Below are 22674 nucleotides of genomic sequence, written 5' to 3'. Positions count from 1 at the left end.
TTCCGGCACGGGGCCGTACGGGGGTAACCGCTGAGTGGCGGAAAAGTTTCCGCGCGTCCCGGCAAAAAAGAAGCCGCCCCCGGAGGGGCGGCTGAAATGCGGCCGGTTTCCGCCAGCGGCGACCCGTTTCAGAGGCTTACGGGCGGAACCATGCCGACGATGTCATAGGTCTTGCGCAGGATCGGCGCGGTGATTTCGCGTGCGCGCTCCGATCCGCGGGACAGGATCTTGTCGATTTCGTCCTGGTGCTGCATCAGCCGCGCCATCTCGGTCGAGATCGGAGCCAGTTTCGACACCGCCAGATCCGCCAGCATCGGCTTGAACTCCGAGAACTGCTTGCCGCCGACATCCGCCAGCACCTGTTCCACGGTTTGCTCGTTCAGCGCTGCGTAGATGTTGATCAGGTTGCGTGCCTCGGGGCGGTCCTCCAGGCCTTCGGTTTCGGAGGGCAGTGCCTCTGGGTCGGTCTTGGCCTTGCGGATCTTCTTGGCGATGGCATCGGCGTCATCGGTCAGGTTGATGCGGGAGGCGTCGGAAGGGTCCGATTTCGACATCTTCTTGGACCCGTCGCGCAGGCTCATGACGCGGGTGGCGGCGCCTTCAATCACCGGCTCGGTTTCCGGGAAGAAGTTGACGCCGTAGTCATGGTTGAACTTGATGGCGATGTCGCGGGTCAGCTCTAGGTGTTGTTTCTGGTCTTCGCCCACCGGAACATGGGTGGCGTGGTAGACCAGGATGTCCGCCGCCATCAGCGCCGGATAGGCAAACAGGCCCAGCGAGGCGTTCTGCTGGTTCTTGCCCGCCTTGTCCTTCCACTGGGTCATCCGCTGCATCCAGCCCATGCGGGCGACGCAGTTGAAGATCCAGGCCAGCTGTGCGTGTTCGGGCACCTGGGACTGGTTGATCAGAATCGAGTCTTCAGGGTCGATCCCGGCGGCGATGAAGCCGGCGCAGAGCTCGCGGGTAGATTTCTGCAGATCCGCGGGATCCTGCCAGACGGTGATCGCATGCAGATCGACCATGCAATAGATGGTCTCAATGTCCTTGGCCTGCCAGTCGACGAAGCGCTTCAGCGCACCGAGGTAATTCCCCAAGTGCAGGTTGCCCGAAGGCTGGATCCCCGAAAAGACGCGCGGGGTGAAGCTGGTTTCGCTCATGGCCGGAAACTCCCGTCTGGAATTATGCACCATCGTCGCTTACCCATGGGGCCAGGATAGGTCAACAGGCGCGGGAGATTCCGTGCCGCAAGGAGTTTGGATGAGCAGCCAGCCCCACAATGCCCCGGTCAACCCTTTGCCCGCCGCGGTGGTGGCGCTGGTCCTGATCATCATCGGGATCGAGGCCGTGTTTTCACTCGGCGCGCGCGGCATCCTGGGCGGTCCGGAGGCAATTGGCTGGCGGCTGGAGGCGGTCCAGTCCTATGCGTTTTCCAGCGAGATTTTCTGGTGGATGCAGGAGAGCGGCCGCTGGCTGCCGGAGCATTTGAAGCGGTTTGTTTCCTACATCTTCGTGCATGGCGCCTTTACCCATGCGTTGTTTGTCTGCGTCTTTGTGCTGGCGATGGGCAAGATGGTCGGCGAGGTGATGGGCGATCTGGCGATGGTCATCATCTTTATCCTGTCCGGCGCCGGCGGCGCGCTGGGCTATGCGCTGCTGGTCAGCGGCGGACAGCCTCTGATCGGCGGCTTCCCGGCGGTCTATGGGCTGATCGGGGCGTTCACCTTTCTGCTGTGGCGCTCGCTGGCCTCGGTCGGGGCGCAGCAAAGCCGGGCGTTCACGCTGATTGCCTTCCTTATGGGGGCGCAGCTGGTGTTCGGACTGCTGTTTGGCGGCCAGAAGGACTGGGTCGCTGACCTGGCGGGTTTTGCCACCGGGTTCGGGCTGTCGTTTTTCCTGGCGCCGGGCGGCTGGGCACGGATCCGCAACCGCATCCGCCACGATTGAAGCGGGGCGCTCCCGCCCGCTGGTGACGCCCCTGGCGGGGCATCGCCAGCCGTTGGGCCGGGCCGCGCTGACGCGCGGCGGCTTTGCCGCCCTTGACCCGGCATTGGCCAGAAGGCTCAGCCCTGTTTTTTCAGCGAGCAGGTGTTCAGGCCGATGATCTGATAGAGCGGGCAGTAGCCCATGAGGCCGGTCGCCAGCGGCACCAGGCCAATGAGGCCCCACAGGGTTTGCGGGCCGATGAACACCAGCGACAGCAGGATCAGGCCGAGGATTACGCGCAGGGCGCGGTCGAGGGTGCCTTCGTTACGGAGCATTGTGCGGTCCTTTCGAACTCAGGTTGCAATTTCTGAGCCTATTTTAGACCGCAGCAGGGGGGCTGTCGGTGACAGTGTCACCAAAGCTCAGGTTTCATCCTGAGCCACCCGCTCCAGCCCGGCGCGGTCGAGGATGCGCAGCTGCCCGCGCTGTGTTTCGACCAGCCCGAGGCGGGCGAATTCGCGCAGGCGGCGGGTGACGAATGCGCGGCCGGAAGCGGTTTCGGCGGCCAGCGCGTCATGGGTGGTGCGGATCTCATCGCTGTTCTGTGCCAGCCGCAGCAGCACCCGGGCGAGGCGGGCGTCAAAGCCGGTGAGGGCGACGTCCTCGACCAGCTGCTCATAGTCGGCAAAGCGGCGGGCGACGGCGGTCAGGACTTCGCTGCGGAACGCCCCGTCCTCCGACATTGCCTGGCGGAATGCGGCGTGCGGGATGATCTCGCCTTCCAGCGGGGTTTCCGCGACGCCTTCCGCCGCATAGGTGCGCCCGTCGGTGAGGCAGGCGAAGGTCTGCAGGCAGACATCGCCCGGGCCGACGCGGTAGAGCACCACCTCGCGGCCGTTGGCGGCGGTCAGCGTGACCTTAATGCGGCCGGAGGTGAGGCGGACAAAGCCGGGGCAATCCTGGCCCGGGCGGAATAGAACTGTACCAGCGGGGCAGGCGAGGCGGTTCATGCCTGTCTCCGGCGGCTGAGCGCACTGCGGAATTCCGACAGGCGGAAGGCTCCAAGCGCCTGGCCGGCGGCGAAATAGACCACGCCGCCCAGGACCACCAGACCCAGCAGGGACAGGTAGCGCCAGTAGTTGAGGGTGAACAGCCAGCCCGCCGTTTGCGCCACCGTGTAGAGCACCGCGCCCATCACCGCAGAGGCGGCCAGGATACGCCAGGCGCGGCGGCGGAAGCGGGCATCGAACCGGGCTTCCTCCCCCATGCCGCGGGCGCCAAGTGCCAAGAGCGCCACCATGGCCCAGCCGGCGGCAGAGGCGGCAATGGCGGGGGCGATCCAGCCCAGAACCGGTTTGAGTCCAAAGGCCAGCCCGGCGTTCACCGCCATCGCCACCAGCGCATAGTGGAACGGGGTCCGGGTGTCTTCGCGCGCGAAATAGAGCGGTTGCAGCACCTTCTGCAGCATGAAGGCCGGCAGGCCCGCGCCGTAGATGGCAACGGCGATAGCGATGGCGGCGACGTCTTCGGGGCCGGTGGCGCCGCGTTCATAGAGAACAGAGACCAGTGGCAGCGGCACGGTGATGAAGGCAACGGCGGAGGGGACGGCCAGCAGCAGCGAGAACTCTCCGGCACGCGACAGGGCGTCTTGCGAGCCCGCGCCGTCACCGGCCCGCAGGCGGCGCGACAGGGCGGGCAGCAGCACGATGCCGACGGCAATGCCCACGACGCCCAGCGGCAGCTGATAGAGGCGGTCGGCGATGAACAGCCAGCTGGCGGCCTTCTCGATGTCCGAGGCTACGTATTGCCCGACCACAAGGTTGATCTGGGTGACACCCATGGCCAGCGCCGCAGGCACGGCAACCCGGACCAGATTGCGCATTTCGCTGTTCCAGCGCGGCAGGCCGGGGCGCAGAGCGATGCCTGCCCGGGCTGCGGCAACCCAGACCAGCGCCAATTGTGCTACGCCGGCCACAGGGATGGTCCAGACCAGCCAAATTACCACATCGCCTCCCAGGATCGCCCCGGCTGTCATCGCTGTGCAAGCGAAGATATTGAGCAGCACCGGCGCGGCGGCCGCGGCGGCAAAGCGTCCGGTGGCGTTTAGCACTCCGGAAAACAGCGCCGCCAGCGACATGAACAGAATGTAGGGAAAGACGATATGGCCGTATCCCACCGCCATATCGAACCGCGCATCGCCGACAAAGCCGCCCGCCGTGAGCCAAACCAGTCCAGGCATGAACACCATGCCCAGGCCGACCAGCGTCAGCACCGCAGCAGCCAGCAGGTTAAAGGCCTGCTGCGCATAGGCGTTGGCGTCATCGCCAGCCTCGTAGCGCTTGGCAAAGGCCGGGACAAAGGCCGCGTTGAAGGCGCCTTCGGCAAAGAAGCGGCGGAACATGTTGGGCAGGCGGAAGGCCACAATAAAGGCATCCAGCACCGGCCCCGGGCCGATGAAGGCGGCGATCAGGATCTCGCGCGCAAAGCCCAGCACGCGGCTGGCCAGCGTCCAGAACCCGACGGTCAGGAACCCCGAAAGCAATCTGATTGGCTTCATATATCCGCCCGCTTTGCGCCCTCGGCAATCGCCTCGCGCAGCTTCTTCTCCAGCGTCCGCTGTTTGGACTCGGAATAGTACTTCAAGCCGAACATGTCCTTGACATAGAAGGCATCCACCACCTGCTCGCCATAGGTCGCAATCACCGCATTGGCAATATAGACATTGGCCGCGGCCAGGGCGCGTGCCAGGTCATAGAGCAGGCCCGGCCGGTCGCGGGTGTCGACCTCGATGATGGTGTAGATCTCCGAGCCCTCGTTGTCGAAGGTGATATGCGTCGGCACCTTGAAGGCGCGCTCGCGCTTCTTGATCTTGTCGCGGGATTTCAGCGCATCGCGGGCAATTACCTCGCCATTTAGCGTCTTCTCGATCATCTGCTTGAGCCGGTGCAGGCGCATCGGGTCGAAGGGGTGGCCTTCGCTGTCCTGGATCCAGAAGGCGTCCGTGACATACCCGTCCTTGGTGGTGTAGGAGCGCGCGTCCACCACATTGGCCCCGACCAGCGCCAGCGCGCCGACGATGCGGGCAAAGATGCCGGGGTGGTCTTCCATCACGAAACAGGCGCGGGTGGCGTCGCGGTCGACGTCAGGGTAGAGCCGGATCATCACCTCGCCAGGGTCGCCCTTGGCGGTGAATTCGCGCAGCATCTCGGCAAAGTCCACATGCGCGGTGACATGCAGCCCGTGCCAGTAGGGCGGGTAGTGGCGGGCGGTTTCTGTCTTTAGGTCTGCCTTGGACCAGTCCGGCAGCGCCTGGCGCAGGGCTTTCTTGGCGGACGCGCCGCGGTGCTCGCGGTTCAGTGCTTCCATGCCGCCTTCGAGTGCGGCGCGGGTCTGGCCGTAGAGCGCCCTGAGCAGCGCCGCTTTCCAGTTGTTCCAGGTGTCCGGTCCGACGCCGCGGATATCGCAAACGGTCAGCAGCAAGAGAAGGTCCAGCCGCTTGACGGTCTGCACTGCCTTGGCGAAGTCGCGCACCGTACGCGGGTCGGCAATATCGCGTTTCTGGGCCATATCCGACATCAGCAGGTGATAGCGGACAAGCCATTCCACAGTTTCGCATTCCGAGGGTTTCAGCCCCAGCCGCGGCGCCACCTTGCGGGCAATCTGGGCGCCGAGGATCGAATGGTCCTGCGCACGGCCCTTGCCGATGTCATGCAAGAGCATCGCCACCATCAGCACCTTGCGGTTCAGCCCCTTGCGCAGCACCTCTGACGACAGCGGCAGCTCATCTTCCAGCTCGCCGCGCTCAATGGCGGCGAAATTGGCGATCACCTGGATGGTGTGCTCGTCCACCGTATAGGAGTGGTACATGTTGAACTGCATCATCGCCACGATCGGCTCGAACTCGGGCAGGAAGGCAGACAGCACGCCCAGTTCGTTCATCCGCCGCAGTGCGCGTTCCGGGTTGCCGTGCTTGAGCAGCAGATCGAGGAAGAGCTTCCGCGCTTCCTTGTCGTTGCGCATGTTTTCGTCGATCAGGTGCAGGTTCGCTGTCACCAGCCGCATCGCGTCCGGATGGATCAGCATACCGGTCCGCAGAGCTTCCTCGAACAGCCGCAGAAGGTTGACCTTGTCCTGCAGAAACGCCTCCGGGTCGACGACATCCAGCCGGTTGTGGACCACCCGGTAGCCCGGCTTAATCCGGGGGCGGCGGCGGAAGATCCGTTCTAGCAGCGGCGCGCCTTTCTGGTGGCTAGCCTCCAGCTTGGTCAGGAAAATCCGCGTGAGGTCGCCGACGCGGGTGGCGTGTCGGAAATAATCCTGCATGAACAGCTCGACGCCGCGACGGCCGGCCCGGTCCTCATACCCCATGCGCGAAGCCACTTCGACCTGCATGTCAAAGGTCAGCTGCTCGGTGGCGCGGCCGGTGGCCAGATGCAGATGCGAGCGCACCGCCCACAAGAAGGACGCCGCCTTGGCGAACAGCTCCATTTCCTCGGGGTGGAACAGGCCCAGGGGCACCAGGTCTTCGGCGTCCTTGACCTGGTAGAGGTACTTGGCGATCCAGAACAGAGACTGCAGGTCGCGCAGGCCGCCTTTGCCCTCTTTCACGTTGGGCTCAACCACATAGCGCTGGCCTTGCTTCAGGTGGCGGGCGTCGCGCTCGGCCAGCTTGGCTTCGATGAACTGCTCGGCATCCTTCGAGAACAGCTCTGCCCGCAGCCGCTTGTCCAGCTCCTTGGCCAGCGGTGCGTGGCCGGCCAGGAACCGGTGCTCCAGCATCGCGGTGCGGATGGTGTAGTCCTCGCCGCCCAGCCGGATGCAATCCTTGATGGTGCGGCTGGCGTGGCCGACCTTCAGCCGCAGGTCCCACAGGATATAGAGCATGGATTCGATGACGCTCTCGGCCCAGGCGGTGATCTTGTAGGGGGTCAGGAACAGCAGATCGACATCCGAGGCCGGCGCCATCTCGCCCCGGCCGTAACCGCCGACAGCCAGCACGGCGATACGCTCGCCGCGGGTCGGGTTGGCAAGCGGATGCAGCAGGCCGCTGGCCACATGCAGCGCGGTGGTGACCAGCCCGTCAGTGAGGAAGGTGTAGGAGCGGGTCAGCTCGCGCGCGGCAAAGGGTTTGGCGGCAAAGGCCTCGGCAATGACTGCGCGCCCGGCCTTGTTCGCGGCGCGCAGGATCTTCACGGTTTCGCCGCGCAGTTCTGCCGGGCTGGTATCCGCTGCCGTTGCTTCGATCTGCGCACGGACGGCCGTGGCGTCAAAGATGTCCGCGGGGTCGCAGATGAGCGGCCCCAGCGGTTCGGGATACCCGTTGGCAGTGTGCCGCGGGGAGCCGGCGGAGGCTTCAGAAACCTGCGCCGGCGAAGCTGCTTGGGGCTGGGTCAATGACTACGACCTTCTGTTCTTGGATGGTGGCAACTGCCAGGCCGCGCTCATTGGTGCCGTCGGGCCGCAGACGGAAGATGCCGCCCGCCCCTCTGAAACCTGCCCCTTGGGTCAGTGCGCCGCCGGTCAGGGCGTCGGATTTACCGGCCGCGACCAAGGCGCCGATGGCGGCAATGCCGTCATAGGCGAGGCTGCCGATGGAATGCGGCGCTGCACCATAGCTGGCCTGGTAGCGGGCGCTGAACTGCTGCACCTTGCTCTGGTCCGGCAGGGCAAACCAGCCGCCTTGCACGCCGGGCAGGGTCAGGGTTTGCGGCGGGATGTCCCAGCGGGTCAGGCCGATGTATTGCGTCACCGACGGATCGACGCCTGCTTCGGGCATCAGCTGCGCCAGCAGCGGCAGCGCGCCTGCGGTAGTCGAGGTCAGGAACACAGCATCCGCACCCGCCACTTCGGTGCGGATGGTGGGGATGGCATTGATCACGCCCTGCTGCGACAGCTCATAGCCCACGCTGCCTGCAATACTGACACCGCTCTCGCTGGCTGCGCGCTGGATGGCAGCACGGCCTGCAGAGCCGGCTGCATCATTGCCGCCGACAATCAGGATGTTGCGCTTGCCGTTGCGGGCCGCAAAGCTGGTCAGCCTGCGGGCGGTGTTGTCGAACGTTGGCCCCAGGATAAAGACATTGCCGCCGGCAATCGCCGGGTTGTTGGAGAAGGCCAGCACGTTCACCCCGCGCTGGCGGGCGGCGATACCCGCCGCATTGGCGGCCTCGGCATAGACCGGGCCCAGGATCACCCGGGCGCCGTCGTCCAGCGCCTGCTGCGCGGCGGTGGAGGCGGTTGCCGGGTTGCCTGCGGTGTCATAGACCCGCAGGTCGATCTGCGCCCCCTGCAGGTCGCCGATTGCCATCCGGGCGGCATTTTCCAGGCTTTGGGCCAGCACCCGGTCGCCCTGCTGGGCGGAACCGCGCGGCACCAGCAGCGCTACCGGCACGGGCTTGGACGTGTTAATTGTCGGGCCGGTGCCGATGGCAACCGGATCACAGGCAGTCAGGGCAATGGCGGAAAGTGCCGCAGCGGCTGTCAATGCCGCCTTGCGGGCCCGTTTGAAAACAGCAAACATAATGGCTTGAAACTCCGTTCTCCCGGCGCGGTTGCGCCGTGTGGGTTTAAAGACGGATCATAAACGACCAAAAAGGCGGGTCCAGCGTTGAATCACCAGAATGTCATATTGTCCCCCGGGCTGTACTTTGTTGCCACTCCGATAGGCACTGCCCGCGACATTACCCTGCGTGCGCTGGATGTGCTTGCCTCGGCCGATGTGCTTGCGGCTGAGGATACACGCTCGCTGCGCAAGCTGATGGAGATACATGGCGTGCCGCTGGGCGGGCGGCGGATCATCGCCTACCACGACCACAGCGGCACCGGCGCGCGGTCGAAACTGCTGGAGGCGCTGGCGGAGGGGAAATCGGTTGCCTATGCCTCCGAGGCCGGGATGCCGCTGATCGCCGACCCGGGATTTGACCTCAGCCGCGCCGCGGCGGAGGCCGGGCACACGGTGACTTGCGCACCCGGCGCCTCGGCGGCGGCGACTGCGCTGACATTGGCCGGGCTGCCGACAGATGCGTTTTTCTTTGCGGGCTTCCTGCCCAATGCCTCCGGCACCCGCCGCAAGCGGCTGGAGGAGCTGCGGGAGATCCCCGGCACGCTGATCTTCTATGAATCGCCCAAGCGCGTTGCCGCCTCGGTGGCGGACATGGCCGCGGTGCTGGGCAACCGCCCGGCAGCGATGTGCCGCGAGCTGACCAAGAAGTTCGAGGAAGTGCGCCGTGCGCCGCTGGCGGATCTGGCCGCGGGTCTGGAGGACAGCCCGGTCAAGGGGGAGATCGTGCTGCTGGTCGACCGCGCGCAGGAAGCGGAGGTGAGCGAAGGCGATCTGGAAAGCGATTTGCAGGCGGCTTTGCTGGGCAATTCGGTCAAGGACGCCGCCGGGATCGTCGCCGAGATGCACGGGCTGCCCCGGCGCAAGGTCTATCAGCTTGCACTGCAGCTGGCGAAGGGCAGCTGAGGCATGACCCGCGCCCGCCAGCACCGCGGTGCCCGCGCCCACCTGGCGGGCGAAGCGGCAGAGGAGATCGTGGCCCGCCACTATGAAAACCGCGGTTATACCGTGGCAGAGCGCCGCTGGCGCGGGCAGGGCGGCGAGATCGACCTGATCCTGCGCGGGCCTGACGGGCTGGTGTTTGTTGAAGTAAAGCACAGCGCCACCAGCGCCGCCGCTGCCCTGCGCATCACACCGCGGCAGGCGGAACGCATCTATGCCAGCGCCGGGCAGTATCTGGAGAACACGCCCCAGGGGCAGCTGACGCCGGTCCGCTTCGACGCGGCGCTGGTTGATGGAACCGGCGCCGTGGAAATCATCGAAAACGCTTTCGGAATGGATTGAACCGCGTCTGACCCATTGAACCCCGGAGCGGGGTGCGCCATGTATTTGGCCAGTTTATAAGGGATAAAGCCATGAAGATCGCCTTTCAGATGGACCCGGTCATGGGCGTGGACATCAACGCGGACAGCAGCTTCCGCCTGGCCGAAGAGGCCCAGGCGCGCGGGCATGAGCTGTTCTTCTACGGCCCCGACCATCTGGCCTATCAGGAGGGCCGCATTACCGCCCGCGGCCATGACATGACCGTGCAGAGGGTGGCAGGCACACCGGCGGTCCTGGGTCCGGAACGCGAGGTGGATCTGGCGGATTTCGACGTGGTCTGGCTGCGCCAGGATCCGCCGTTTGACATGCACTACATCACCTCGACCCATCTGCTGGACATGCTGAAGGGGCAGACGCTGGTGGTGAATGACCCGTTCTGGGTCCGCAATTACCCTGAAAAGCTGCTGGTTCTGAACTTTCCGGATCTGACGCCGCCGACCACCATCGCCCGTGATTTGCAGACCATCAAGACCTTCAAGGAGAAGCATGGCGACGTGATCCTCAAGCCGCTTTACGGCAATGGCGGCGCCGGCGTGTTCCGGCTGGATGCAAACGACCGCAACCTCACTTCGCTGCACGAGCTTTTCACCGGCTTCAGCCGCGAGCCGCTGATCGTGCAGAAATTCCTGCCCGACGTCAGTAACGGCGACAAGCGGGTGATCCTGGTTGATGGCGAGCCGGTTGGAGCAATCAACCGCGTTCCCGCGGCGGGCGAGACCCGGTCCAACATGCACGTGGGCGGCCGGCCCGAGAAGATTGGTCTCAGCGAACGCGATCTGGAGATCTGCGCCGCCATCGGCCCGTTGCTGCGCGAAAAGGGCCAGATCTTTGTCGGCATCGACGTGATCGGCGACTACCTGACCGAGATCAACGTGACCTCGCCCACCGGCATTCAGGAGCTGGAGCGCTTTGACGGGGTGAGCATCGCCGAAAAGATCTGGCAGGCGATCGAAGCCAAGATCCGCTGATGAGCTGGCAGCGCCGGGCCATCAATGCGTGGATGCGCTATGGCATGAAACCGGTGCTGCAGGTGACCAGCAGCCCGCAGCTGGCGCGCAGGGTCTTTGAGCTGACCGCGCCGCTGTTCTGCCCGGCGCTGCCATACACCCGGGTGCTGCGGCGGCCTGCACCGGTGCCGCTGTATCTGGTATCTGCCGGACGGACCCGCAGCAGGCAGGTCATCCTGTTCCTGCATGGCGGCGCCTTTCTGGCTGGCAGCGCCCGGGCCTATCAGGGGATGCTGTCCCGTCTCTCTTATGCTTCCGGGTTGGAAATTGCGGTACCGGATTACAGGCTGTTGCAGGAGGCTCCGTTCCCGGCGGCGTATGACGATGCGATGACGGCGTGGCAATCCCTGCGCCGTATGGGGTACGGGCCGGGTGACATTCTGCTTGCGGGCGACAGTGCAGGCGGCGGGCTGGCACTGGCACTGCTGGGCGGGCTTCTGGCCAAGGGCGAGCGCCCGGCGGGTGTGGTTGCGTTTTCCCCCTGGTGCGATCTGACGCTGAGCGGCGCAAGCATCAGCGCCAACCAGGCCAAGGATGTGCTGATCCCGACGGGGCGGATGAATGAGGTAGTGGAGCAGTATCTGGCGGGCGCGGACCCTGCTGATGCCCGTGCGTCGCCTCTCTTCGCCGAGTTTACCGATCCTCCGCCGGTGCTGATCCAGGCAGGCGACGTCGAAGTGCTGCTGTCGGATGCGGAGCGGATGGCGGAACGGCTGCAGGCCGCGGGCGGCAGCGTGCGCCTCACCCTGTGGCGCGATGTGCCGCACGTCTGGCAGTTCATGGCCGGGCACTTGCCGGAAGGGCAGGCGGCGCTGGAAGAGGCGGCCGCCTTTGCGGTCACGGCGCTGGACAGCAGCTCAGCGGGTTGAAGGCAGCCGGAAGCTCAGCGCCTCGGCGAAATGGGGGCGCTGGACCTTTTCTTCGCACGCGAGATCCGCAATCGTGCGGGCAACCCGCAGCACCCGGTGATATCCGCGCGCGCTGAGGCCGAACCGTTCGGCAGCGCGGACCAGCAAGGCGCGGCTTTCGGTACAAGGCGCGGCGATTTCCTCCAGCAGGCCGCCCTCGGCATCGGCGTTCTGGCGCAGGCCGGCATGGTCATAAAACCGCGCTGCCTGCATCTCGCGGGCGATGGCCACCCGCTGCGCCACCTCAGCAGAGCCTTCAGCGCTGGGCGGCAGCTCCAGGTCGGCGACATCCACCGGCGGCACGTCCAGGTGCAGGTCGAAGCGGTCCAGCAGTGGGCCGGAGATCCGGCCCAGGTAATTCGCCCCGCAAATAGGCGCCTGAGAGCAGGCGCGGTTGGCATCGGCCAGATAGCCGCATTTGCAGGGGTTGGCGGCGGCCACCAGCATGCAGCGGCTGGGGTATTTCACATGTGCATTGGCACGCGCCACCATCACCTCGCCGGTTTCCAGCGGCTGGCGCAGGGTTTCCAGAACAGGGCGGCCGAACTCCGGCAGCTCATCCAGGAACAGCACGCCGTTGTGGGCCAGGCTGATCTCCCCGGGCTGCGCCCGCCGCCCACCGCCCGCAATCGCCGCCATCGAAGCAGTATGGTGCGGCTCGCGAAAAGGGCGGGCGCGGCTGATGCCGCCCTCGTCGATCAGCCCGCACAAGGAATGAATCATCGAGGTTTCCAGCGCTTCCGCGGGCGACAGCGGCGGCAGGATCGAGGGCAACCGCGCCGCCAGCATCGACTTGCCTGAGCCCGGCGGGCCGATCATAAGCATATGATGGCGCCCGGCGGCAGCGATTTCCAGCGCCCGCTTGGCCGTTTCCTGGCCTTTCACGTCACGCAGGTCCTTGCCGCCCAGCCCGCTGAAGGCCTCACCGGGTGCCGAAGGTTCAATGCGCCGCTGGCCGGTGAAATGCTGCACCACCTCCGTCAGCGTGGCGGCGCCGATCACCTGCGCGGCATCGACCCAGGCGGCCTCCGGCCCCGATGGTTTCGGGCAAAGCAGCATCCGGCCTTCCTCCGCAGCGGTCACAGCGGCAGGCAGGGCGCCGACCACCGGCATCAGATGGCCGTCCAGCGATAGCTCCCCCAGCGCGATGGTCTCCTCGGCCTTTTCGGCCGGCAGGATGCCGATGGCGGCGAGCAGGGCCAGGGCAATCGGCAGATCGAAATGGCTGCCCTCCTTGGGCAGGTCCGCCGGCGACAGGTTCACGGTGATCCGGCGCGAGGGCAGGGCGATGGACATCGCCGCAAAGGCCGCCCGCACCCGCTCGCGCGCCTCGGAAACCGCCTTGTCCGGCAATCCGACCACGGAGAAGGCGGGCAGGCCCGGGGCAACGGCGCATTGCACCTCGACCAGCCGGGCCTCGACCCCTTGAAAGGCAACTGTGTAGGACCGTGCGGTCATCTCTCCCAACCCTCCTGGTTCAGGGAGAAATGCTTGGCAATCGTGGTTTCCGAGTCGTTAACGCGAGGGGCGGGCGAAGGCGAATTCACGCAGAATTCGCGCTCGCTGCAGGTTCAGTCCAGCGGCCAGGGGCGCCGCGGCAGATCCATTGCGTAAGGCTCAGGGTCATATCTGACTTCATGCGCCTGCTCCTGCCAGCGCAGGACCGCGGGGTCGGACAGCAGCAGTTCGCAGTAGTCCCGGGTCTCAGCGGACACCGGAAGGCCGTAACCCACGATCCGCGCCGCCACCGGGGTGTAGAACACATCCGCCAGCGAATACGCCCCGAACAGATAACCGCTGCTGCGGCCCGAAACTTTGCGGGCATGGTCAAACAGGGTTTCGATCCGGTTCAGATCCGACTTCACAGCCTCTGAGACCTCAAACCCCTCGTACACATGGGCCAGTTGCATCGGGCACGCGCTGCGCAGCGCGCCAAAGCCCGCGGCCATTTCTGCGCAAAGCCAGCGCGCCGTGGCACGTTGCTCCGGGGCGGGCGGCCACAGGCCTGCCTCCGGGTGCCGTTCGGCCAGGGTCTCGGCGATGGCAAGGCTTTCGCCGACCACCGTGCCCTCGGGCGTGCGCAAGGCGGGCACCAGCCGGGCAGGGGCCAGATGCGCCATGTCATCGGCCATGGTTCCGGAATACAGCCCCACCATATGCACGGTGTGGGGCAGGGAGAATTTTTCGAGCATGAGCCAGCCGCGCAAGGACCAACTGGAGAACATGCGGTCGCCAATATAGAGTTCATAAGCCATGTCAGGAGGCTAGCGCCTGGCGGGGTATCGCGAAATGGAATGTTTGTGATGTTATCCGTCACGGAAGGTGATTGATCACACCCGTTTGCCAGCCCTCGGGCCCATGCAGCACTTCGCTGACCGACAGGTTGTCGATGCGGTGTGCAAAGGCCTCTTCCGCGGTCAGCAGCTCCGCCCGCTGAATCTGCGTCAGGATCTGGCCGAAATGGCCCACCACGATCAGATCGCGGCCCCGGTGCGCGTCAATCAGCCCGTCAACCGCCGCATTCACCCGGTTGCAGACCTGGTGCCAGCTCTCGCCGCCCGGCGGGGTCACATCGCCCGGGGTCTCCCAATAGGCGCGGATTCGCTCCGGGTCCTCGGCGTCCACCTCGGCCCAGGTCCGCAGCTCCCAGGCGCCAAAGTGGATCTCGCGCAGGGCCTGCACGTGCGGCAGGCGCTGGCGGCGTCCCTGGATGGCGGTGGCGGTCTCTGCCGCGCGGGACAAGTCCGACGACACTACCAGCGCGTTTGCGGGCAGGTAGTCCGACAGGCGCGCCAGCGCTGCCGAATCAGACAGGTCGGCGGGCAGGTCCGACCAGCCGACCATTGATTTGGCGTGAGTTGGCCCATGCCGGATCAGGAACAGCCGGGTAATCATATGGCCCCCTTCAGCACCAGCGGCAGCCCCGCGGTCACTTGCACAACGGTGTCCGCCCGCGCCGCCAGCGCGATGTTGAGCCGCCCCTGCGCCTCGCGGAACCGGCGGGCCAGCGCGTTTTCAGGCACGATGCCAAGGCCGGTTTCATTGGACACGATCACCAGGTCCGCCTGGCAACTTTCCACAGCCGCCAGCAGCCCGTCCTGGGCGGCGTGCAGGTCATGATCTGCCAGTAAATGATTGGTCAGCCACATGGTGGCGCAGTCCATCAGGCAGATCTGGCCCGGCTCCAGTGCGGCTAGAACATTGCCCGCCGTTTCCGGTTCCTCAACAGTGCGCCAGCCCGAGCCTCTTTGTTTGAGGTGCCGGGACACTTTCGCGCGCATTTCACTGTCGAAAATTTGCGCAGTAGCCCAGTAAACTCTGTCTTTCCCGGAGTTTATGCAAAGCTGTTCGGCAAAGGCTGACTTCCCCGAGGCGGCGCCGCCAAGAATAAAAGTTACATTTGCAGGCATTCTTTGCTAACCTGTAAGTACGAAGCCGTTCCTGTGGGTAACCGCAGGGCCCGGTGAAGACAAGAGACCGCAGCATCCCGGGGTTCCACTTATTAAGGCCGGGAAAGTCTGTGCAAGGGGCCAAAATAAAATTTTACCTTCCCATTTTGGCCTTTGGATGAGCCAAGAGTCGCATCCAGTGCGCGGTTGCTGTCGGCCTATATAAACCGGGCCCCCGTTTGTTCCATGCGCGTCCCCAGGCGGCAGTTTGTTAATTAGTTTCCGGGGGGAAATCACATGGCACTTGATCAAACAGTCGAAAACCCATTGCCGAGACAGGCGATGAAGGCGGAGCTTTTGGACGCCGAAACAGAGCGGCGGCTGGCCTATGCCTGGCGCGACGACCGTGATGTCGAATCGCTGCACCGGCTCATTAACGCGTATATGCGCCTCGCCATTTCCATGGCAGCCAAGTTCAAGCGGTACGGGGCGCCGATGAACGATCTGATCCAGGAGGCGGGCCTCGGCCTGATGAAAGCGGCCGACAAGTTCGATCCGGACCGCGGTGTCCGGTTCTCGACCTATGCGGTCTGGTGGATCAAGGCATCGATCCAGGACTACGTGATGCGCAACTGGTCGATGGTGCGTACCGGCTCGACCTCGTCGCAGAAGTCTCTGTTCTTCAACATGCGCCGGGTGCAGGCGCAGCTGGAGCGGGAAGCGCGGTCCTCGGGCGTGCGTCTGGACCAGCATCAGCTGCACCAGAAGATCGCCACCGAGATCGGCGTGCCGCTGCGCGATGTGGAGATGATGGAGGGGCGCCTGTCCGGCGCCGACTTCTCGCTCAACGCGGTGCAGTCCACCGAAGAAGAGGGTCGCGAGTGGATCGATGCGCTGGAGGATGACGCTTCCCAAGCCGAAGAGCTGGTGCAGGAGCGGCACGACCGCCGCCAGCTGCGCAAATGGCTGGTCACGGCGCTGCAGGCGCTCAATGACCGCGAGCGCTTCATCATCACCGAGCGCAAGCTGCGTGAACGGCCGCGTACGCTGGAAAGCCTCGGCACCGAGCTGGGTCTCTCCAAAGAGCGGGTGCGCCAGCTGGAGGCTGGAGCCTTCCAGAAGATGCGCAAGAGCCTTGAAAGCCAATCGCGCGAGGTGCACAGACTGCTTTCATGAGAAAGCGGTTTCAGATCCTGAAAACACTGGCAAGCGCCGCCGTTCTGGCGGCGCTTAGCCTGTCTGCCGCCCGCGCTGGCGAACTGTCCGAGGCGATTGAAGTGCTGCGGGGCGCGGATGTGGCGATACTTGGCGAGGTGCATGACAATGCGGTTCACCACCAGCGGCAGGCAGCGCTGCTGGCAGCGTTGCAGCCCAAGGCCGTGGTCTGGGAGATGATCACGGCAGAGCAGGCGGCAGGGCTTGACCCGGACATGATGGCAGATGCGGAGCAGGTCGCGCAGGCCTTGGATTGGGCGCAGTCCGGCTGGCCGGAGTTCGTCCTTTATGCGCCCGTCTTTGCGGCAGCCAAGGGCGCCCGCCAGTACGGCGCGCTGGTGCCGCGGGAGGAAGCCTACAGGGCGCTGGATCAGGGTGTGGCCGCCTATTTCGGCGCGGAGGACGCTGCACGCTTTGGTCTTGATCAGCCGCTGCCGGCTGCTGAGCAGGCGGCGCGTGAAACAGATCAGCTGGCCAATCACTGCAACGCGATGCCGGTAGAGATGCTGCCGGTTCTGGTGGATTTCCAGCGCCTGCGCGACGCGGCTTTGGCCGCTGCCGCGGACAAGGCCCTGGCGGAAACCGGCGGTCCGGTGGCTGTCATTACAGGCAATGGCCACGCCCGCGCCGACCGCGGGCTGGCGGTGTACCTGGCCAAGGCACGACCTGAGGCCCGGATCCGCAGCCTGGGGCAGTCGGAGGACGGGCAGATCAGCGGCACTTTCGATGTGGTGCTGGATGCCCCGGCGGCAGAACGTCCCGATCCCTGTCTGGTGTTTCAGAAAAGCAATTGAGGAACTTTGCGCACGCAGCTGACGGTGCATTTGTACCTGACCGCGCCGTGCGCAGCGCGGCGCCCGGCCCAACGCAGCCAGGGGCAGGGGCAGCAGGCCCGTGCCGCGCGGAGGCGGGAGCTTCTGCGTGCGCCCTCGTGCTGCGGGGCGGGGCCGGGAAAACCGTTTCACACTTGCGCTGCGGCGCAGTACAGTCGCGGCAAACCGGGCGAGGACGCGCAAATGCTGGCTGGCAAACATATTCTTCTGATCATCGGCGGCGGCATCGCGGCCTATAAATCGCTGGAGCTGATCCGCCGCCTGCAGGATCAGGGCGCCCGGGTGACCCCGGTGCTGACCAAGTCCGGTGCCGAGTTTGTGACCCCCCTGTCAGTCTCGGCGCTGGCCGGAACGCCGGTGCATCAGGAGCTGTTCGACCTGACGGCGGAGGCTGAGATGGGCCATATCCAGCTGTCGCGCAGCGCCGATCTGCTGGTTGTGGCGCCTGCAACGGCTGACCTGATGGCTAAGATGGCCCAGGGCCACGCAAATGACCTCGCCTCGACGCTGCTGCTGGCCACCGACACGCCGGTTTTGCTGGCGCCCGCCATGAACGTGCGCATGTGGGACCACCCCGCCACCCGGCGCAATCTTGAAACCCTGAAAGGGGACGGTGTCTCTTTCGTGGGCCCAAATGAGGGCAGCATGGCCTGCGGCGAATTCGGCCCCGGGCGGATGGCGGAACCGGAGGAGATCCTGGCCGCCATCGCGGCCAAGCTTGCGGACGGGCCCTTGAAGGGCAAGCGCATTCTGGTGACCTCCGGTCCCACGCATGAGCCGATCGACCCGGTGCGCTATATCGCCAACCGCTCCTCCGGGGCGCAGGGGGCGGCGGTCGCCCGTGCTCTGCGGGACCAGGGCGCGGACGTGGTGTTCATCACAGGCCCGGCAGCGGTCCGCCCGCCGGAGGGCGTGCAGGTGGTGCCGGTGGAAAGCGCCCGCGAGATGGAGGCGGCGGTGCAAGCGGCGCTGCCCGCCGATGCCGGGGTCTTTGCCGCCGCGGTGGCGGACTGGCGGGTCGCCAGTGCCTCTGACCGCAAACTGAAGAAATCCAAGGACGGGCTGCCGGTTCTGGAGTTCGCGGAGAACCCCGACATTCTGAAATCCGTCTCGCAGATGAAGGACGGCCGCCCGCCGCTGGTGGTTGGTTTTGCCGCGGAAACCAACGACGTGGTCGAGAACGCCACTGCCAAGCGCAAGCGCAAGGGCTGCGACTGGATCGTCGCCAATGACGTCTCGCCTGCAACCGGCATCATGGGCGGCAGCGAAAACGCGGTGGTCCTGATCTCTGACGACGGTGCTGAGGAGTGGCCGCGCATGGGCAAGGATGAGGTCGCGCGCAAGCTGGCAGAACGGATTGCTGCGGCGCTGGCCGGGTGATTTTGAGTATTTTGGGAAAGATGAAGAGGGAGCGGGTATGGTCACGATCCGTGTGAGCCATGAGGAAGCTGCGGACCGGGATGTGCCGCTGCCGACTTATGAGACTGCTGGTGCCGCCGGCGCCGATGTGCGTGCCAACCTGCCGGACCGAGGCTGCCTGGTGCTGCAGCCGGGGGAGCGGGCTCTGGTCCCCACCGGGCTGCGCATTGAGATCCCGGCAGGCTATGAGGTGCAGATCCGGCCCCGCTCCGGGCTGGCGCTGAAACACGGGATCACCTTGCCCAACACCCCGGGCACCATCGATAGCGACTACCGCGGTCCATTGGGGGTAATCCTGCTGAATGCGGGGCAGGAGGCATTTCAGATCGCGCACGGCGACCGTATTGCGCAAATGGTGGTGGCCCCGGTGCTGCAAGCGGGTTTCGAGCTGGCGGATACGCTGTCAGAAACCAGACGCGGTGCTGGCGGCTTTGGCTCCACCGGGCAGGCCTGATGCTGCGGATCCTGATCCTGGCAGCGCTGATCTGGTGGGGCGGCCGGTTCCTTGGCCTGCCGCGCAATCTGCGTATCACGCTGCTGGCGGTGCTGTTCCTCGCCGTGCTGGCGGTGCAGCTGACCCTGCCGGACGGGCATCCCTTGCGCGAAGGGACCGGCGGCTCGGTGGCACCCTGGCTGATGCTGGGCGGCGTTGCCCTTGTGGCCGGATTCTATGCGCGTATCGTGACGGCTTTGAAGACCCGCGCCCAGCCTCAGGATACACCGGTGACTCAGCCCGCAGGGACGTTCACCGAAAGCGAGCTTGACCGCTATGCCCGCCATATCGTCCTGCGGGAACTGGGCGGGCCGGGGCAGAAGAGACTGAAGCATGCCAAGGTGCTGGTGATCGGCGCGGGCGGTCTCGGCGCACCTGCGCTGCAGTATCTGGCCGCCGCCGGTATTGGCACCATAGGGGTGATCGACGACGATCAGGTCGACAATGCCAATCTGCAGCGCCAGGTGATCCACCGCGACAAGGATATCGGCACGCCCAAGGTGTTCTCCGCTCAGGCCGCGATGGAGGCTCAGAACCCCTATGTGGAGGTGCGTCCGTACAACCGCCGCCTGACGGAAGAGATCGCGGCGGAGCTGTTTGCGGAGTATGACCTGATCCTGGACGGCACCGATAACTTTGACACCCGCTATCTGGCAAACCGCACCGCCGTGGCGCTGGGCAAGCCGCTGATTTCCGGCGCGCTGTCGCAGTGGGAGGGGCAGCTGAGCGTGTTTCACCCGGCCGAAAGCGGGCCTTGCTATCAGTGCATCTTCCCCGAGGCTCCCGCTGCCGGCCTGGCGCCCAGTTGCTCCGAGGCCGGGGTGATCGGCCCGCTGCCGGGCGTGGTCGGGTCGATGATGGCGGTGGAGGCGGTCAAGCAGATCACCGGGGCCGGAGCCGTCCTGCGGGGCGAGATGCTGATCTATGACGGGCTCTATGGTGAAACCCGCAAGATCCGGCTGTCCCGGCGGGACAGTTGCCCGGCCTGCGGCGGCACGCCAGAAAGCTGATCGTTTCCCGTGAACGAAGCCTACTACATTGCGCTGCTGTGCGGCGCCCTGTTCGGCGGCCAGCCGGAAACGGTGCATGAGTTCACCTATCCTGGCGGCGCGGCGTCGATCCGGACTGACTGTGAAAACGGCAACCGGGTCATCGAATTCGGCCTAGACAAGCGCAGCAGCCTGGACAGTCTCCAGCAGTCGATGTTTGCGGCGGAAATCACCGGGAAGGAGCCTGTGGTTGTGCTGATTGACACCGATGGCGCGATGGGCCGGTTCGAGTGGCGGATCGCCCGCGCAGCCAATGTGGCAGGGGTTCCGATCCGGATCATTCCAGCGGTTCTGGCGGACGGCCTGGGGGCTGGCGGCTGAACAGCCCATGCCTTCAGAGCTTGGAGGCCCAGACAAGCTTATGCGCGTTTCTCAGCCTGATTGCAGCCCCCTGGCTTTCCCGCTAGCGTCGCCAGCAAAGGAGATCAGCACATGTCCAACCCGCTTTTGTCCCGCTGGGACACGCCGTTTGAAATCGCGCCGTTCCACAGCATTTCCGATGACGATTTCGCCCCCGCGCTGGAGCAGGCGCTGGCGTCGCACAAGGCACAGATAGACGCCATCGCAAGCAGCAGCGAGCCGCCTGGCTTTGCCAATGTAATCGAGGCGCTGGAAACCCCGTGCCGGGAACTGGAGCAGGTGCTGGGCGTGTTCTTCACCGTGGCAGGTGCCGACAACAACCCCAAGCGGCAGGAGCTGCAGCGGGAGTTTTCGCCGAAGCTTGCAGCGCATTTCTCCGCCATTACTGCCAACAAGGCGCTGTATGCGCGGGTCAAGGCGGTGTGGGACCAGCGGGAGGAGCTGGATCTGACAGCAGAGCAGCAGCGCGTCCTGATGCTGACCCATCGCGGTTTTGTCCGCGGCGGCGCGGCGCTGGAGGGCGCGGCCGACACCCGGATGCAGGAAATCAAGGGGCGGCTGGCGACCCTGGGCACCCAGTTCACCCAAAACCTGCTGGCGGATGAACGCGACTGGTTCATGGAGCTGTCCGAGGGCGATCTGGAAGGCTTGCCGGAGTTTGTCGTAAAGGCCGCGCGCGCAGCGGGGGAGGAAAAGGGCGCGGGCGGCCCGGTTGTGACCCTGTCGCGCTCGCTGATCACGCCGTTCCTGCAGTTCTCCCCGCGACGCGACCTGCGCGAGAAAGCGTTCAACGCCTGGGCCGCCCGCGGCGCCAATGGCGGTGAGACCGACAACCGTGCGATTGCGGCCGAGATCCTGCAGCTGCGCGAGGAGCGGGCGCAGCTTCTGGGTTATGATAACTTTGCCGCATACAAGCTGGAAACCGAAATGGCCAAGACACCGGAGGCGGTGCGCGGGCTGCTGATGGAGGTCTGGGAGGCGGCCAAGGCGCAGGCGGAAACGGATGCGGACGTGCTGACCGGGATGATGCAGGCCGATGGCATCAACGGCGACCTGGAGCCCTGGGACTGGCGCTATTATGCGGAGAAACGCCGCAAGGCCGAACACGATCTGGATGATGCGGAGCTGAAGCCCTATCTGCAGCTGGACCGGATGATCGAGGCATCCTTTGCCTGCGCAAACCGCCTGTTCGGGCTGGAGTTCACACCGCTGGATGTGCCGCTCTACCACCCCGACTGCCGCGCTTGGGAGGTGACCCGGGGCGGCCGGCATGTGGCGGTGTTCATCGGCGACTACTTCGCCCGCAGCTCGAAACGTTCCGGCGCCTGGTGTTCCGCGATGCGGCAGCAGGCCAAGTTCCCCGAGGTGCAGGCGCCGGTGGTGATCAACGTCTGCAACTTCGCCAAGGGCGACCCTGCGCTGTTGTCCTGGGATGATGCCCGCACCCTGTTCCATGAATTCGGCCATGCGCTGCACCAGATGCTGTCGGATGTGACCTATGAGAGCATCTCCGGCACGTCGGTGGCACGCGATTTTGTCGAGCTGCCCAGCCAGCTTTATGAACACTGGCTGGAGGTGCCTGAAGTGCTGCAGGAGTTTGCCACCCACGCGGAAACGGGCGCGCCGATGCCGCAGGAGATGCTGGAGAAGGTGCTGGGCGCGGCCAATTTCGACATGGGCTTCCAGACCGTGGAGTATGCGGCCTCTGCGCTGGTGGATCTGGCCTTCCATGACGGCCCGGCACCTTCCGACCCGATGGCCAAGCAGGCCGAGGTGCTGGCGGAAATCGGTATGCCGCACGCGATCATCATGCGCCACGCCACGCCGCATTTTGCGCATGTGTTTTCCGGCGACGGCTACTCCTCGGGCTACTACAGCTACATGTGGTCGGAGGTGATGGACGCCGATGCCTTTGCCGCCTTTGAGGAAGCAGGCGGGGCCTTTGACTCGGAACGTGCCAAGGCGCTGGAGGCGCATATCCTTTCTACCGGCGGTTCCGCGGACCCGGCGGAGCTGTATACCGCCTTCCGCGGGCGGCTGCCCGGTGTTGATGCGCTGCTGAAAGGCCGCGGGCTGGCTGCGGAGTAAGTGAAGCGCCCTGACGGGCGCTGCCTCCCCTTCCGGCGGCAAAGCCGCCTTCCGGGCAGCGGGGCTTGAGTATTTGGGAAAGATGAAAGAGCGGGCGGCTGTCCGCTC

At 65.4% G+C, this 22674-nt stretch carries 22 protein-coding genes; 12 read left to right on the top strand and 10 right to left on the bottom strand.

Translation table 11 applies throughout. From position 1 onward, the window contains the following. Positions 1 to 128: 128 nt before the first annotated feature. On the bottom strand, positions 129 to 1157 hold the full coding sequence (gene trpS, locus AC5STI_RS11350; RefSeq protein ID WP_495446716.1) for a tryptophan--tRNA ligase: 1029 nt from the start codon (positions 1155 to 1157) through the stop codon (positions 129 to 131). Positions 1158 to 1257: 100 nt separating this feature from the next. Here trpS and AC5STI_RS11345 point away from each other — a divergent pair, with 100 nt between their 5' ends. Continuing rightward, on the top strand, positions 1258 to 1944 hold the full coding sequence (locus tag AC5STI_RS11345; protein ID WP_495446715.1) for a rhomboid family intramembrane serine protease: 687 nt from the start codon (positions 1258 to 1260) through the stop codon (positions 1942 to 1944). Positions 1945 to 2060: 116 nt separating this feature from the next. Here AC5STI_RS11345 and AC5STI_RS11340 read toward each other — a convergent pair whose 3' ends face one another. The 5 genes from AC5STI_RS11340 to AC5STI_RS11320 form a co-directional block, all read right to left on the bottom strand. Continuing rightward, positions 2061 to 2258 carry a YgaP family membrane protein gene (locus tag AC5STI_RS11340; RefSeq protein ID WP_495446714.1) on the bottom strand — a complete coding sequence of 66 codons (198 nt, stop codon included), beginning with the start codon at positions 2256 to 2258 and terminating at the stop codon, positions 2061 to 2063. 87 nt (positions 2259 to 2345) lie between these two features. Next, positions 2346 to 2933 (bottom strand): Crp/Fnr family transcriptional regulator, encoded by a 588-nt coding sequence (locus tag AC5STI_RS11335; RefSeq protein ID WP_490399791.1) that lies wholly within the window; start codon positions 2931 to 2933, stop codon positions 2346 to 2348. After that, on the bottom strand, positions 2930 to 4480 hold the full coding sequence (murJ, locus tag AC5STI_RS11330; protein WP_495446713.1) for a murein biosynthesis integral membrane protein MurJ: 1551 nt from the start codon (positions 4478 to 4480) through the stop codon (positions 2930 to 2932). The genes AC5STI_RS11335 and murJ overlap by 4 nt, the downstream gene beginning before the upstream one ends. Further along, positions 4477 to 7317, bottom strand: coding sequence for a [protein-PII] uridylyltransferase (locus AC5STI_RS11325; protein WP_495446712.1), 2841 nt, complete (start codon positions 7315 to 7317; stop codon positions 4477 to 4479). The genes murJ and AC5STI_RS11325 overlap by 4 nt, the downstream gene beginning before the upstream one ends. Continuing rightward, complete coding sequence (locus AC5STI_RS11320; protein WP_495446711.1) at positions 7277 to 8443, bottom strand: penicillin-binding protein activator; 1167 nt, start codon at positions 8441 to 8443, stop codon at positions 7277 to 7279. Before AC5STI_RS11320 ends, AC5STI_RS11325 begins: the two co-directional genes overlap by 41 nt. A gap of 87 nt (positions 8444 to 8530) precedes the next feature. Between AC5STI_RS11320 and rsmI the strand changes: the two genes are divergently transcribed. The 4 genes from rsmI to AC5STI_RS11300 all read left to right on the top strand — a co-directional run bounded on the left by rsmI (position 8531) and on the right by AC5STI_RS11300 (position 11681). Continuing rightward, positions 8531 to 9388: a 16S rRNA (cytidine(1402)-2'-O)-methyltransferase gene (rsmI, locus tag AC5STI_RS11315; protein WP_495446710.1), complete on the top strand. Its 858-nt coding sequence runs from the start codon at positions 8531 to 8533 to the stop codon at positions 9386 to 9388. Positions 9389 to 9391: 3 nt separating this feature from the next. Continuing rightward, positions 9392 to 9766 carry a YraN family protein gene (locus AC5STI_RS11310; protein WP_475047428.1) on the top strand — a complete coding sequence of 125 codons (375 nt, stop codon included), beginning with the start codon at positions 9392 to 9394 and terminating at the stop codon, positions 9764 to 9766. 71 nt (positions 9767 to 9837) lie between these two features. Next, a complete protein-coding gene (gene gshB, locus AC5STI_RS11305) occupies positions 9838 to 10773 on the top strand; it encodes a glutathione synthase (protein WP_495446709.1) in 936 nt (311 codons plus the stop codon). Continuing rightward, positions 10773 to 11681 (top strand): alpha/beta hydrolase fold domain-containing protein, encoded by a 909-nt coding sequence (locus tag AC5STI_RS11300; RefSeq protein WP_495446708.1) that lies wholly within the window; start codon positions 10773 to 10775, stop codon positions 11679 to 11681. Before gshB ends, AC5STI_RS11300 begins: the two co-directional genes overlap by 1 nt. On the opposite strand, the gene AC5STI_RS11295 is transcribed toward AC5STI_RS11300, so the two are convergent. The 4 genes from AC5STI_RS11295 to cobU all read right to left on the bottom strand — a co-directional run bounded on the left by AC5STI_RS11295 (position 11670) and on the right by cobU (position 15130). After that, positions 11670 to 13178 carry a YifB family Mg chelatase-like AAA ATPase gene (locus tag AC5STI_RS11295; protein WP_495446707.1) on the bottom strand — a complete coding sequence of 503 codons (1509 nt, stop codon included), beginning with the start codon at positions 13176 to 13178 and terminating at the stop codon, positions 11670 to 11672. The two genes, AC5STI_RS11300 and AC5STI_RS11295, sit on opposite strands and share 12 nt — an antisense overlap. A gap of 113 nt (positions 13179 to 13291) precedes the next feature. Next, on the bottom strand, positions 13292 to 13975 hold the full coding sequence (locus tag AC5STI_RS11290; RefSeq protein ID WP_495446706.1) for a glutathione S-transferase: 684 nt from the start codon (positions 13973 to 13975) through the stop codon (positions 13292 to 13294). A gap of 58 nt (positions 13976 to 14033) precedes the next feature. After that, a complete protein-coding gene (locus AC5STI_RS11285) occupies positions 14034 to 14615 on the bottom strand; it encodes a histidine phosphatase family protein (protein WP_495446705.1) in 582 nt (193 codons plus the stop codon). Further along, positions 14612 to 15130, bottom strand: a complete 519-nt coding sequence (cobU, locus tag AC5STI_RS11280; protein ID WP_495446704.1) for a bifunctional adenosylcobinamide kinase/adenosylcobinamide-phosphate guanylyltransferase — start codon at positions 15128 to 15130, stop codon at positions 14612 to 14614. The genes AC5STI_RS11285 and cobU overlap by 4 nt, the downstream gene beginning before the upstream one ends. Before the next feature lie 276 nt (positions 15131 to 15406). Between cobU and AC5STI_RS11275 the strand changes: the two genes are divergently transcribed. The 7 genes from AC5STI_RS11275 to AC5STI_RS11245 all read left to right on the top strand — a co-directional run bounded on the left by AC5STI_RS11275 (position 15407) and on the right by AC5STI_RS11245 (position 22566). Continuing rightward, positions 15407 to 16285: an RNA polymerase factor sigma-32 gene (locus AC5STI_RS11275; RefSeq protein WP_475047416.1), complete on the top strand. Its 879-nt coding sequence runs from the start codon at positions 15407 to 15409 to the stop codon at positions 16283 to 16285. After that, positions 16282 to 17118 (top strand): ChaN family lipoprotein, encoded by an 837-nt coding sequence (locus tag AC5STI_RS11270; RefSeq protein ID WP_495446703.1) that lies wholly within the window; start codon positions 16282 to 16284, stop codon positions 17116 to 17118. Before AC5STI_RS11275 ends, AC5STI_RS11270 begins: the two co-directional genes overlap by 4 nt. 222 nt (positions 17119 to 17340) lie before the next feature. Further along, on the top strand, positions 17341 to 18537 hold the full coding sequence (gene coaBC / locus AC5STI_RS11265; RefSeq protein ID WP_495446702.1) for a bifunctional phosphopantothenoylcysteine decarboxylase/phosphopantothenate--cysteine ligase CoaBC: 1197 nt from the start codon (positions 17341 to 17343) through the stop codon (positions 18535 to 18537). A 37-nt stretch (positions 18538 to 18574) separates the two neighbouring features. Next, complete coding sequence (gene dut, locus AC5STI_RS11260) at positions 18575 to 19030, top strand: dUTP diphosphatase (protein WP_495446701.1); 456 nt, start codon at positions 18575 to 18577, stop codon at positions 19028 to 19030. Beyond that, positions 19030 to 20079 carry a HesA/MoeB/ThiF family protein gene (locus tag AC5STI_RS11255; RefSeq protein ID WP_495446700.1) on the top strand — a complete coding sequence of 350 codons (1050 nt, stop codon included), beginning with the start codon at positions 19030 to 19032 and terminating at the stop codon, positions 20077 to 20079. The genes dut and AC5STI_RS11255 overlap by 1 nt, the downstream gene beginning before the upstream one ends. Positions 20080 to 20088: 9 nt before the next feature. Continuing rightward, positions 20089 to 20439, top strand: coding sequence for a hypothetical protein (locus AC5STI_RS11250; protein ID WP_495446699.1), 351 nt, complete (start codon positions 20089 to 20091; stop codon positions 20437 to 20439). A 111-nt stretch (positions 20440 to 20550) separates the two neighbouring features. After that, a complete protein-coding gene (locus AC5STI_RS11245; protein ID WP_495446698.1) occupies positions 20551 to 22566 on the top strand; it encodes a M3 family metallopeptidase in 2016 nt (671 codons plus the stop codon). Positions 22567 to 22674: the final 108 nt, after the last annotated feature.

It is taken from the genome of Leisingera sp. CC-HEC096 (assembly GCF_059429235.1).
Note: the sequence above shows the minus strand (reverse complement) of the source record. Positions and strands in the feature narration are given on the sequence as shown.